The sequence below is a fragment of the Blautia sp. 1001283B150304_161114_C9 genome (assembly GCF_015668165.1).
Taxonomy (GTDB): Bacteria; Bacillota; Clostridia; order Lachnospirales; family Lachnospiraceae; genus Blautia_A; species Blautia_A wexlerae.
The window spans coordinates 57,817-70,928 of the sequence record NZ_JADPGO010000014.1 but is presented as its reverse complement, the minus strand read 5'-3'; the positions used below and the strand labels follow the sequence as shown (position 1 = coordinate 70,928).

Sequence of the window (13,112 nt, the reverse complement as noted above, 5' to 3'; positions counted from 1 at the left end):
ATTTATTTATCGGAATGTCGCAGACAGCTTTTTATAAAGGTAGCAGCTTTTATCATTTGTTCTTTTTCTTCATCAGAGCAGTCAGAGGATAATTCAAACCAGGTCTGATCAGCAGAAGAAAGAGAAAGAGCAGGTTTACCGGAATCTGCAGATAAAGCAGGACTGTCAGTATGGATACTGCTATTGTCATCCAATAATCTGTTCTGGATTTCTGATAGAGCTTTTTCACGATATTGAGCATCCATGTCCTGGATACTTTCAACAGAAGCATGGTAATTGCTTAATATGTGATTGATGTATCCATTTTTAAAATGCAGAAAAAGAGCATCTTCAGATAGAACTGCCAAATCCTTTGAGGTTGCAATTTCTAAATCTGCCTGTCCCTCCATTTTAAACAGAATAGAAAACAGATCGGATACAGACTGAATTTCAAAATCCATAAAAAGATTCACACTGATACCTAACGCATCAGCAATTTTTGAAAGTTGTTCATATTTCGGATTACGTTCATTGGCTTCGTACTTGCGGAGTGTACTGAAACTGATCTCAGCGTCCTGTGCAAGTTGTTCCTGTGTCATGTTACGAGCCAGACGAAAATACTTGATTATTTCTCCTGTATTCATAGGCAAAGTCCTCCAATAGCAAAAGTATATCACATTTTTAAATAAAAGTGCCACAAAAGTTTTGAGAAAAATATTGACAGATACAAAAGTAACACATAACTTACACAACAGATACAAAAGTACAAGTAAACTTATACATAACTGTCATAAGAAATATGAAAAAATATGCGGAAAACCAGACAGTTTAAAGATAAGTGACAGTTAAGTATAAGATGATCAGGAAAGGATGGAATAGGATATGGCAGAAATTATTATGGGAATTGATCATGGAAACGGAAATATGAAAGGGGTACATGTAAACTTTCCATGTGGTCTGGTAAGATATACTTCTGAACCAGGACGATTTATGAATGAGGATATTCTGGAATACAACGGTGTGTATTATACGTTATCAGAAACAAGAATGCCATTCAAAGCAGATAAGACAGTGGATGAAGATTACTTTATACTAACTTTATTTTCACTGGCTTTGGAAGCAAAGGAAAGAGGAATCACTTTATCCGGCAAAGATATTGTACTGGGAGTTGGACTGCCACCAGCAGACTTCGGACAGCAGGCTCCGGGATTCAAAAAATACTTTATGGAACATTCAAAACATGGAATTTCTTTCCGATTCAATGGAAAGCCGGTAAATTGTTACCTGAAAGATATTCTGGTAAGTCCTCAAAATTTTGCGGCAGTCATGTGCTATAAAGCAAGCCTGTTCCGTCAGTACCGGACGGTCAACTGCATTGATATTGGAGACGGAACTGTAGATTTACTGGTAATCAGAAAAGGACAGCCGGATTTGTCAGTTCGTGTCAGTGACAGATCTGGAATGGCGATTCTCCGTTCAGAAATTTCTAATTCCATCCAGCAGAATTACGGTATCCATCTGGAATCCTCAGACGTAGAGCAGGTATTAATGCAGGAAGCAACGATTCTGGATGAAGAAGTGGTAAGAGAGATTCAGAAAATGGCAGGGGATTGGATGCAGAGAATTATCAATAAACTCCATGCGTATGTACCAGATTTCCGAACTAATCCGGCAGTATTTCTTGGTGGAGGTAGCCTGTTACTGAAACAGCAGATTGAAAAATCTTCTGATTTTAAATATATAGAGTTTATCGAGGACATCCGGGCAAATGCGGTAGGATATGAGAAAATGACAGCATTACACATCCAGAAAAGACAGGGGGTGTAATGTGTGGGAGAGATACGGGTTGTACTGATATTTAATGAAGATAATGAATGGCAGAGAGAAATCGGAAGGTATCTGAAATCACAGAAAAGGTGTAAAACAGCACTGATTACAGAACTGGTTTATGCGTGGCTGCATAAAGAAAATGCACCCGTTTTTTCCTATAATAATGCAAATGTCAGTGTGGAGGAATTAAAACAGCAGTTGTTGCAGGATACGGATTTTATACAGCAGATAAAAAAGAGTGTAGTTGTTGAAGAAGATGCCGGGAAAGTGATAGAAGAAGAACAGAGTGATGGACTGGATATGGATGAAGGGATGCTGATGGCAGGGCTGTCGATGTTTGAAAATGGATTTTAGAAGATACCGCTGAACAATGGAAAAAGAATGTTCAGCGGTATTTTTTCTTTTGAAAGTGCTTTGTATATGATATTATATAGAAAAACATTATGCGAGGAGAATACTTTTGGGAAGAGGTAAGAAAAGAAGAAAGGCAAAATTGAAAAAGAAACGTATGATAAAAATTCGCCAGGGGAAAAGAGCACCTTTTTCGATTTCAAATTGTCCTAAACCATTGAGGGGAACAATGTATAAGTACGAATATAAAGTAAATGTCCATCATTGTTCTTTTAGTAATGCACGATTCAATAATGTAAGATATAGAAGTGGTCACATTACGTATTCGTCTTTTAAAAATGCTCTATTTGAAAAGGTTGATTTTATTTGTGTGAATATGAAAAACAGTAAATTTAAAGGTACAAAATTTAAAAATTGTCTATTTTTTGGATGTGACTTACAAGATGCAGACTTCTTTGGAGCAAGCTTTGAAAATGTTTACTTCATAAGTTGCAATTTGAAAAATATTAAGAACTTTATGGTTAATGATAACATTAAAATTATCAAAAAATATCCTGAGATATTGCTGTCACAGGAAATGAAGGGAGTTTTGGCTGCAATGAGCCAAAATTCTAAATTAGAAAAGTATCATATACTAACAATAAATCAGAAAAAACCTAATTATTGGATGTTAGAAATACTTTTAAAAAAATATCATGAGCAAGAATTAAAATATTTCTTTCAAAAATTGTTAATTTCAAATAAACAACAATTCTATACAATTTATGATTATATTTTAGCTCTTTCAAATTATTATAAAAGATGATATAATGTATTTGTCCCGCCTCGGATGAGAGAAATCTCTGAAATCCACGTCGGAATTTGGGGACCAGTATGTGTGGATGGTATTCGGGAGGTGTTGCCTATGATAAATGATTTTATGATGGTAATAAGTTTTGCGATGTTTTTGTTACAGAAACTAGTTGAAATTATCCCTCCTCGATTACTCGAGGTTAGAAGAACATTGAAATGAATATAGTAGAACGATAAAAGTTATGATAAGAAAACCGCAGGGTAGAGCGATACCTTGCGGTTTATTTATTTTTTCAAGACCACAACACCGCAAGACCGCAATGTTGCAAAATAAAACTGCCAGGATGCATCGGTTCCGACAGTTATTTATCATGTATATCATCATCTGTAAAAGTTAAAATGTCATTTGGGGTACAGGATAAGATCCGGCAAAGTTTTTCGATAGTAGATGCGGTAATATTCTGGTTATTCCGGAGTTGCTGCATAGTTCGGTAGTCGATGCCATTGTTGACGAGATAATATTGAGATATATTTCGTTTTTCCATTGTAATCCATAACGGACTATAATCAATCACATTGTCCCCGCCCTTCTAATTTATTTCCTGATTGTTTAATTATAAGTAGGGGAAAATGCAAAAATATAGTGAATAAATTCACTAGATAATATATAATTGGAAACATAAAAAGAGAAAGCAGTATTTATGGATTAAAAATATTATAAAGCATTGTTAAGTGGAAATTCGTCTGGTTCTCGAAAGAGGAACCGCAGTTCCCCAAACGAGAACTATAAATTGATAGAATATACTAAAATACTGTAAAATCAAAAATTTTCATAGTGCATAGAAAGGTAAGATGCACATGATGGAATCATTAGGAAATAGATTAAAGCAATTAAGACAAAACAATCGCTTGCGGCAAGATCAGGTAGCAAGCTTGGTTGGAGTAAATAAAAATACAATGTGTTCCTATGAAAATGATGTCAGACAGCCTTCTTATGAAATTTTGGTCAGATTAGCTACAATTTATAGAGTGAGTACCGACTATCTGTTGGGGTGTGAAAGTAAAAGAACGGTTGACGTATCTGGTCTTACACCAAAAGAAATACAAACAATTACAGAACTGGTTGCAGACATGACGGAGAAAAATAAAAAGCTGGAAGGGTTATAGATGGCTCAAAATGAAAAGGAACAAAATGATTATAGAATTACATATTATAATGCAGTGTCATCAAAAGAAGTTGATTGGTTATGGTATCCGTATATTCCCTATGGAAAGATAACGATATTGCAAGGAGATCCAGGAGAAGGCAAATCGACCATGATGATGCAGCTTGCGGCACTTATTACAACTGGAAAAGCTATGCCAGATGGAAGCGGAGATAAAATACCGGGAAACGTAATTTATCAGGCGGCAGAAGATGGAATTGAAGATACAATCAAGCCACGATTGGAAGCGGCAGGTGCAGATTGTAGTAGAATTGCATTTTTGGAACAGCCGGATGAAGAACCAATATTACTAAATGACACAAGATTGGCACAAGCGATTGAAGGTACACAGGCGAACTTATTGGTTATTGATCCACTTCAAGCCTACTTAAGAATGGATAGTGAAATGCAACGTACAAATTCGGTGCGTTCTGTTCTTACAAATCTTGCAAAAGTTGCAGAGCGGACTGGATGTGCAGTTGTGCTGATTGGACACATGAATAAAAGCAATCGGACAAAAGGCATATATCGAGGACTTGGAAGTATAGATATAGCTGCAGTAGCAAGGAGTATTTTATTAGTAGGGAGGGATAGAAATATTCCGCATTATCGTGTAATGCTTCAGATAAAAAATAATCTGGCACCAGAAGGAAAGGCATATGTATTTGAACTACATCCGGATTCTGGATTTCGGTGGATAGGGCAGGAGGAATATGAGGTAGAAGATCTTTTGTCTCATAAATCAAAAACAGATAGTAAACTGGACAAAGCAAAGGATTATCTGCAATTACTGCTAAGTGGAACAGATATGGCATGTGCAGATATATTTGATAAAATGCGTGCAAATGGTATTGGTAAACGTACTGTGGAGCAGGCAAAAAAAGATATGGGGATTGTATCCTATAAGTCGGGAGATAAATGGTATTGGCAGTTAAATGGGAGTGATGCATCAGGTGAGCGGATATGAAAAAGAAATAAAGAAACAGGAAGAACAAAAGAATAAGATTCGTGAAAGATATAAGGGTATTGACCGAAATGAATTGGAATTCATTCCGGCAAAACCAAGAGAAAAGTTGTTTGAGGATACTGCAGAGAAAAGGGTTTGTGCCTATTGCCGTGTTTCTACTGATGATGTTAATCAGACTTCTTCTTATGAGCTGCAGAAAAATCATTATGAAGATATGATTAAAGAACATCAAGGATGGGAGCTGGTAGGAATTTATGCTGATGAAGGAATATCCGGTACATCTTTACAGCATAGAGACGAGTTCAATCGGATGATAGAAGATTGTAAAGCTGGAAAAATAGATCTGATTGTTACCAAAAGTGTTTCCAGATTTGCCAGAAATATAGTGGATTGTATTGCAAAGGTTCGTGAACTTGGAAATATGCGACCAAAAGTGGGTGTGTTTTTTGAAACAGAACATATTTACACATTGGATAATACCAGTGAAATGATGCTGGCAGTATTATCCGCAGCTGCACAGGAAGAGTCTCATACGAAGAGTGAGATTATGAATATTTCCATAGAACAACGTTTTTCCAGGGGCATATTTCTTACACCAAAATTATTGGGATATGATGTGGATGAGGATGGTAATCTGGTAATTAATAAAGAAGAGGCAGAAACAGTGCGTTTATGCTATTATTTGTTTCTTAACGGTTTCCCAACTGCGGAAATTGCAGAAATACTGATGCAATTAAAACGGAAAACGAAACTTGGAAATACCAAATGGTCAAGTGGCACTGTGGGAAGTTTATTGAGAAATGAGAGATATTGTGGAGATGTACTTTCCAGAAAGACATTTACGCCTAATTATCTTGATCATAAATCAAAAAAGAATCGTCATGATCGGAACCAGTACCGACAAACAGATCACCATGAGGCTATTGTTGACAGGGATATTTATAATGCGGCACAGAAGATGTTGACAGTAACAAAGTATGCGAAAAAAGGCTTTCCATTTCCTAATCTCAAGGTAGTAGATGGTGGAGCGTTAAAAGGTTTTGTGTCGGTTAATCGGTCTTGGACAGGATTTACAGTAGAAGATTATAAAAAAGCAAGTCAGAGCGTGTATTCTGATCAGAATAGTATACAAGATATTGAAGAATCAAAAGAAGAAAAGAAAGACGGAGGATTTGATTTATCTGGATACGAGATTGTTCGGGCACAGTTCTTTTCTACAAGGTTGAATCCAGCCATGACAATCTCAGAAGGACGTATTACCTTTAACACTGCCTGTTTGAAGAAATTTGAAGATGTGGAATATGTAGAAATTCTTTTTAATTCAATAGAAAGATGTATCGCTGTAAGACCCTGCGATAAAGATAACATCAATGCCGTAAAATGGGGAACGATACGAAATGGTAAATGGGCAGTCCTGCCTAAAAGCTGCCGGGGATTCTCAGAGCCACTATTTGAATTAATGGACTGGAATAATGAGTGTAAATATCGTTTTAGAGGTCAATATTCAAAGGAAGATAACGAACAGATATTATTGTTTGACTTGGAAGAACCAGAAGTGATTAAACATGAGATAATTCAAGAGGATTTACCTGATACAGATACGACTGAAGCGGAAAAGAATACCGTAGAAGCATCTGAAAATAAAACAAAGAAGATTGTCAGAACACTTTTCCCGAAGCAGTGGCAGAATCATTTTGGCGATAGTTCAGAAGATGTTGTTCTTTTACATAGAGTTAAGTATTATGGAAATTGGGATGTGCTGCGTCCAGCTAAAATAGTAGAAGGTTTGGAACCTATATCAGAAAATTTGTTGGATAAGCTGAATGAAGAAGCACAGAACATGATAGAAAAGATGAGGTGTGCAGTATGAGTGAAATGATGATAAATCAGACTATTGAGAATACAGAAAACGTAGATCAGAAAGCACTGGAACTGGCACAAGATTTTAGTTATGATGGTTACCAGGTTGTAAGAAGGGAACTTTTTGCACATTTACGGGAGCCAGCTGTTGTAATCCGAAGAGATAGTGTGACATTTAATACTGCCTGCATTGCCGGTTTAGAGGATGCAGTTTACATACAGATTCTTGTTAACCAGGATAATAAGCGAATGGTAGTGCGGAAATGTGAAGAAAACGACAAAGATGCTTTGAGATGGTGTATTGAAAAACCAGATAAAAGAAAAAGTAGAAAAATGTCAAATAAATTATTTTCAGCAATGATGTATGACATGATGGGATGGAATACAGACTGCCGATATAAGATTTTGGGGCATAAAATAATACATGAAGATGAAACTATGTATATTTTTGATTTGCTGGAAACAGAGATATTCATGGATACAAAAAGAAAGAAAAAAGCGAATCCAGATTCAGTGGAGAAAAAGGAAGAATTAGTTACTGCAGAAACAGATCAGACACCGGAGCAGAATCAGGAAGAGATAGCAGCAAAAGTAGCGAGAAAGTTGAATAGAATACCATTTTATCCTAAAGCTTGGAAGGATTCTTTTGGCTTATCAGTAGAAGAACATAAAAAGGCACTGGAAACTAATTTAACAGACGGCTATATAGAATTTTCAGCAACAAGGTGATAGGAGAAAGTGCGCTCATTTGAAAGGGAGGAGTGCAGATGCCGAAAACCACAGTAAATATCACAGGGGTATCTCTGTGCCAAAAAAAGGAATAATACGAATATTTCGATCAACGATAAAAGAATTGGGTGATCCGAGGTATATTCGCTTCTTATTTAACCCGAAGAAAAGAACTTTAGCAGTTCAGTCTGTCAGCCGAAAAGAAGCGGAGTGTTTTCGTGTGCCTAAATATAATCCTAAAGACTGGGATTTTAAAATTTGCAGTATTCAAATGCTGAGGATAATCTGGAGAGTTTGTGAGTGGAATGAAAATGACACGTATCGAATAGCAGGAACGCATTATCCAGAATATAATCTGGTGGAATTTAATTTGAATCAGGCTAGGATAGTGCAATTTGGAGAAATAGAGTAGACATAGAATCGAAGAATTTGGGACTTCTGAGAAATCAGGGGTTCTTTTTTTGTGCTTATTTTGAGGGTAAGTTGATAATACTGTGCTTTATGAGAAATTTTTGAAAAAAAGTTGTTCCTGAGTTGACATAAGGAGGTGATATGTCAATAATTGGAACCAGGCCACCTCTGATTTCGGAAACGAATTTTTATGAGCTGCACCATCGTGCAAGACTGGCAATTAAGCCAGGAATAACCGGTATGTGGCAGGTCAGTGGACGTAGTGACATTACTGATTTTGAAGAAGTGGTTCGTCTTGATAAAGAGTATATCACAAACTGGAACATTGGGCTATGTCAGTGTATACGATTGATAAATGTGAACGATTCGTTTCGCAAAGAGCCGGATGCGGGAAAGCCGCAAGTCCGGATTCTGCGAGGGGCGTACGACCGCAAGGGGTGCGTCTACTCGACTTATGAAATATCGATAGTGCCTGGTCAGACAGGCTGGTTGTAATTGGTGCCGGAAACCGAAGCAGCGCAAACATTACAGCCGAATACAGCAGAAAGCTTGGGAGAGGGATTGAGAGGTGGTGAAGCGGGATAAGAAGTGTTATGGTGCCTTAAGATATATATTTTGAAAATAAAATCATTGGAAAGGTCCGGAATAAACATATTGATAAAAGATTATAACAATGTTATAATGCGAATGGAGCATTAGTTCATTATGGTAGAATACTCCTTTAATAAAATAAGGGGAGATCCTGGTTCGATTCCAGGATGCTAAAGGGTATAATATTTAATATTGTATCTTTTAGCATCCTGTAATCTCGAGGTAATATATTATGGCTGAAGAAGTATATAGAGCATGTGTTGATAATGTAAGAGAATTAAAAAAACATAGAAGACGGTTAGTTATGTTAGCAAATAGAGCTATTCGTGAAAAAAATACTGCTGATTTAGATACGTTGACAAAATTTTATTCATTGCTTTTTTCAGCATATGCAGAAAATTCTTTTTTGAAGCTCATTCACACTCCAAAAGCGTTTACATTACAAGAAATTGCTGATATTCAGAGTAAGCGCAACTTGGAAGAGAAATGGAAAAAATGTGTAGAATTAGCGTTTTATAAAATTAATAATAATGCTAATCTGGGTGAAATCGCTAATAAAAAACAGACTTTGAACCGAATTTTGGATAAGTATATTATTGAACCAAGTCAGATGAGGAATAAAGTAGCACATGGACAGTGGAAAAAATGTTTGAATAATGATTGTACTAAAATTAATGCTGAAATTACAGATGAAATGCTTTATTTAGATTTTACAAAAGTAGATCGATATTTTAAAATCTATAAAGAATTTGAACAATGTGTATTAGATTTGTTGGTTTCACCTAAAACACATTATCGAGATTATTATTCTTGTATCACTAAGCTGGATGACTATATTAGTGCAACTGAGTTATGGACATTAGAAACCAAAAGAGAAAAGCTTTTGTCTTCACCAAAAGTTAAAAGAGCAAGTTGTCATAAACGGTAGAACTCAAATCTTCTGAGATGTTTTGCTGGATGTTATATCAGTGAACATATACTTGGGTTTTGCCGTTTATGCTTATGTTGTTGATTAAGATGCGAAGGAATGGATTATGAGTAACATTTAGGCTTTTCATCCCGCCAAATATATGGAACAGTAGTTAAACTGGATATTTTTCAGTGCGAAGAACTGCGAAAAATCAAGTTTTATTCGTTGGAAGAAAAGAGTAATGAATATTACGGTGCGGCAGAGCCGCCAGCCCGGTGTGCCCCCCGGAATAATCAAGTAATATAGATAAGTATGAGCCAGAATACACAAAATGTACACTGCTATGGGATGGAGGCAAGTGCATATTGGTGACTAAGGTTGTGAAGAACTTTATTATACATACATATCACATATAATAAGAACTTAGATACATTTACACTACATCAGAGAAGGAATGGAAATGATACATTTTATTAAAGGAAACAATCCAGCACATCACATACCGAAGAATCAGGATATTATAATTTTTATAAAGACGCAAAATCAAAGCGAATTAAGGAAAAATTAGTTGCTGGAGTGAAAGCTATATTTGGAATTGATCTTAGAGATATAATGCAAAGTGAGGTGACAATATGATACAGAATTTTTCCTGTAAAAATTTTAGAAATATTGCAGCAGATAATTTGCTGTTTGAAAAAATAAATATTCTTATAGGTCCGAACAATTCAGGTAAAACGAATTTTATCAGAGCATTGACGTTTTTGGCGGAAATGCTTGATAGAGCAGATGAGGGAACTTTGAAATCGTCATTCTTAAATGCAGTAGCCAGAAATGGTTGGGAGCATATGCTGAATAAGAGTGCAAAGAATGATAAGGAGATTCGATTTACGTGGAAGCTTAATCTCAACGGGGAACCAGTAGAATATGTTTTTGCATGTACAGTTGGCAATACCATAGAGGATTGTAATATCGTTCTTGAAGAATTGAACTCAGCCGCGGAAAATATAAAGTATGAGCAGGCTTTTAATTATTTTCGTTGTCATGATAAAAAACTTGGAGAAGGTGTCTTTTCCAGTAGTATTGTTAAAGGGGGCAAAAACAGAAGGCTGCGCTTTAAACTGGACTGTAAAGAATCTCTAATGTGCCAGTTTAAAGATATTCTGTTAAATAATGCGCGTATTTATGGAGACACGTTAGTTAGAGGAGAGATTCAGGAGCTTTTATATCAGATTCAGAACTATTTTTCTCAGTATAGTGTGTATGCCACATCGAAATTTAACACAGAAAAGATGAGGATTCCGGTTAATGCGAAGAATATTGATAGTATATTAAATTATGATGGGTCTAATTTTACAAATGTTTTTAATCATTATAAATCTGCAGATATTATGTGGAGAAGCAGATTTGAATCGTTTATGAAAGAATTAATTCCGGATTTACAGGCAGTTGATACGGTTACTCTTTATGATAATTTGGTTTTTAAGTTGGTATATGGGGAGGGGCAGTATGATTTATCAGATGTATCAGAAGGTACGCTGAAAGGACTGATTCTTAATATGTTGATTAATATGCCAATGGAAACGAAGAAATCAATGCTTACAATTGATGAGCCGGAAAACAATCTTCATCCAGCATGGCAGAAAGTGATTGGAAACTGGATTCAGACATCTGAAAATTATGAACAGTGTTTTATCAGTACACATTCACCGGATTTTTTAGATGTGTTTACAGAAGAATTTAAGCACGGGAATGTAGCAGTGTTTGTTTTTGATAATAATGGAACGATTAAAAAGATAACGTATGTGGATATTGCTGATGAATTAGGTGAATGGGAACTTGGAGATTTGTATAGAACGAATGATCCTGCTTTGGGAGGTTGGCCTTGGTAAATAACAGAATTGCCTGCTTTTTGACATGTGGATATACAGAGGCAGGCGCAATGCAATTTTTTCTAAAAAAGATTAATGAGAAGTTTGAATATAAACAGTACTTGCCAAATAAGACCGTTAAAAGGAAAGGGGATTCCAAAATCATTGATAAGGATATTAGCGGTCTGACAGGAGAAAAGCTTTTAGAAAAAATATACAATATTCTTGAGAAACATAAGGATGAGATTAATAATTGCAAAGCCGTGCTTATTGAAGATGACTTAGACGGAAGATTTCATAATAAAACTGAGGAAGAAATTTATAAATATAGAGCAGATATTGTGAAAAAGGTTCGTGATATTCTTGAAAATCAGGAAATAAAGGTATTTTTACTATTTGCATCACCGGAAGCAGAATCTTGGTTTGTTGCTGATTGGGAGCATGGCTTTAAAGCACTTTATGAGAGCAATTCGATAAATGATTTGGAATATTCAGAGCGACAGTTCTTTGTACATCAGTTGAAACAGTATATTGATCGGGAAGTTCTTAAAGAATATGCAGATGATATTGAGCAATATGGTTTTAGAGATGGTGTTTATTATAAGCTGAGTGATCAGCTTATAAATGTTATTGAGAATGATATTAAAAAATATTTGCTTAAAAACAGTGATAATTCTGTATATGCGAAGAAAATTTCAGAATCAAGACATCTATACTATTCAAAAAAATTGCATGGGGATCGAATGATGAAAAGTATTTTGCCCGATGTATTAGAAGGGCGATGCAAACATTTTTTCAGACCGACATATTATGAATTGGCTGATTTTGAAAGAAAAGCATAGTAATAACAGTGTTGTTTTTTTTAACAGATTTGTTATAATAAAATAGAATTAAAAAGAAGGGAAGTGATGCCATTGAAGATAATATCTAAGGCAATATTGAACTTCTATGTACCCGAATGTGAAAGACCTATGTAGCCGACCGTGTGTCGTGTCTGTAAGCATTGCTGATGCATAATTCATGCAGGTAGACTCTGCATAAGTGATGCGCATGTGTAAGAAACAATAATAGGCTCACTGATGTGATATTGGAGTGAAGCAATAATGGAGAGACAACCATGAAAATAAAATGTCTAAAAAAGCAAAGTGCGTAGCTCTGCAGCATGCCAGGGTAAACAAAAGTCTAATGAAAGGGGAAAAGCGCCTATCTTGTCCTCTTTCATTTTTTTCGTAAGTAGGTTGTGAACTTCCAGTAATTTTTCCACCTAAAGAAAAAAAGGAGGTAATCATTCGTATATTGACATCTTATAAAAGCCATCTGATACTGTTCCTGGCTGGGTGTGCAAATTCTGCTCGAACGGTACGCCTATTCTGAAATCGGCGGTACATTCATTCTGATTTAGCGGTACGCGTTTTCTGCCCAAAACGGTACGTTTTTCCTTTATTATTGTGATGTAACTATTATTCATCACAGTGCAAAGGAGGAACTATTATGCACGACTACAATACTATTCTTGGAGTCATAGAACTTCGACTCAGTGTACTCGGGGTCAGACCCCATGAAATCCAAATAAAAGAAATGAATCAGAGCTAAAAGTTCTATAAAGAAAATCTAAAGTA

General features: G+C 35.8%; 13 protein-coding genes and 1 pseudogene. 12 read left to right on the top strand and 2 right to left on the bottom strand.

Features of this window, described 5'->3' with window-relative positions:
- Positions 1–2 precede the first annotated feature (2 nt).
- A complete protein-coding gene (locus tag I4V44_RS09095; protein ID WP_008704403.1) occupies positions 3–623 on the bottom strand; it encodes a helix-turn-helix domain-containing protein in 621 nt (206 codons plus the stop codon).
- A 238-nt stretch (positions 624–861) separates the two neighbouring features.
- Here I4V44_RS09095 and I4V44_RS09090 point away from each other — a divergent pair, with 238 nt between their 5' ends.
- The 3 genes from I4V44_RS09090 to I4V44_RS09080 all read left to right on the top strand — a co-directional run bounded on the left by I4V44_RS09090 (position 862) and on the right by I4V44_RS09080 (position 2,965).
- Positions 862–1,806: a ParM/StbA family protein gene (locus I4V44_RS09090; protein WP_008704402.1), complete on the top strand. Its 945-nt coding sequence runs from the start codon at positions 862–864 to the stop codon at positions 1,804–1,806.
- Positions 1,807–1,809: 3 nt separating this feature from the next.
- Positions 1,810–2,163 carry a hypothetical protein gene (locus I4V44_RS09085; protein ID WP_196002635.1) on the top strand — a complete coding sequence of 118 codons (354 nt, stop codon included), beginning with the start codon at positions 1,810–1,812 and terminating at the stop codon, positions 2,161–2,163.
- A gap of 106 nt (positions 2,164–2,269) precedes the next feature.
- On the top strand, positions 2,270–2,965 hold the full coding sequence (locus I4V44_RS09080; RefSeq protein ID WP_196002634.1) for a pentapeptide repeat-containing protein: 696 nt from the start codon (positions 2,270–2,272) through the stop codon (positions 2,963–2,965).
- Positions 2,966–3,314: 349 nt separating this feature from the next.
- Here I4V44_RS09080 and I4V44_RS18230 read toward each other — a convergent pair whose 3' ends face one another.
- Positions 3,315–3,497 carry a helix-turn-helix domain-containing protein gene (locus tag I4V44_RS18230; protein WP_207744246.1) on the bottom strand — a complete coding sequence of 61 codons (183 nt, stop codon included), beginning with the start codon at positions 3,495–3,497 and terminating at the stop codon, positions 3,315–3,317.
- Between the two features lie 313 nt (positions 3,498–3,810).
- Between I4V44_RS18230 and I4V44_RS09070 the strand changes: the two genes are divergently transcribed.
- The 9 genes and pseudogenes from I4V44_RS09070 (at position 3,811) to I4V44_RS09030 (ending at position 12,335) form a co-directional block, all read left to right on the top strand.
- The gene (locus tag I4V44_RS09070) at positions 3,811–4,119 is read left to right on the top strand and encodes a helix-turn-helix domain-containing protein (protein ID WP_167338123.1); all 309 of its coding nucleotides are present in this window, start codon (positions 3,811–3,813) and stop codon (positions 4,117–4,119) included.
- Positions 4,120–5,124 (top strand): AAA family ATPase, encoded by a 1,005-nt coding sequence (locus I4V44_RS09065; protein ID WP_196002633.1) that lies wholly within the window; start codon positions 4,120–4,122, stop codon positions 5,122–5,124.
- Positions 5,093–6,994 carry a recombinase family protein gene (locus I4V44_RS09060; RefSeq protein ID WP_330610623.1) on the top strand — a complete coding sequence of 634 codons (1,902 nt, stop codon included), beginning with the start codon at positions 5,093–5,095 and terminating at the stop codon, positions 6,992–6,994. The genes I4V44_RS09065 and I4V44_RS09060 overlap by 32 nt, the downstream gene beginning before the upstream one ends.
- Positions 6,991–7,713 (top strand): hypothetical protein, encoded by a 723-nt coding sequence (locus I4V44_RS09055; RefSeq protein ID WP_196002631.1) that lies wholly within the window; start codon positions 6,991–6,993, stop codon positions 7,711–7,713. The genes I4V44_RS09060 and I4V44_RS09055 overlap by 4 nt, the downstream gene beginning before the upstream one ends.
- Positions 7,714–7,732: 19 nt before the next feature.
- Positions 7,733–8,125: a hypothetical protein gene (locus tag I4V44_RS09050; protein WP_196002630.1), complete on the top strand. Its 393-nt coding sequence runs from the start codon at positions 7,733–7,735 to the stop codon at positions 8,123–8,125.
- 134 nt (positions 8,126–8,259) lie between these two features.
- Positions 8,260–8,457, top strand: a pseudogene (locus I4V44_RS18225) (sugar transferase); the annotation flags it as partial.
- Between the two features lie 490 nt (positions 8,458–8,947).
- Positions 8,948–9,643, top strand: a complete 696-nt coding sequence (locus I4V44_RS09040; RefSeq protein ID WP_196002629.1) for a hypothetical protein — start codon at positions 8,948–8,950, stop codon at positions 9,641–9,643.
- A 614-nt stretch (positions 9,644–10,257) separates the two neighbouring features.
- Positions 10,258–11,514: an AAA family ATPase gene (locus I4V44_RS09035; RefSeq protein ID WP_196002628.1), complete on the top strand. Its 1,257-nt coding sequence runs from the start codon at positions 10,258–10,260 to the stop codon at positions 11,512–11,514.
- Positions 11,508–12,335: a hypothetical protein gene (locus tag I4V44_RS09030; protein WP_196002627.1), complete on the top strand. Its 828-nt coding sequence runs from the start codon at positions 11,508–11,510 to the stop codon at positions 12,333–12,335. The genes I4V44_RS09035 and I4V44_RS09030 overlap by 7 nt, the downstream gene beginning before the upstream one ends.
- Positions 12,336–13,112 lie beyond the last annotated feature (777 nt).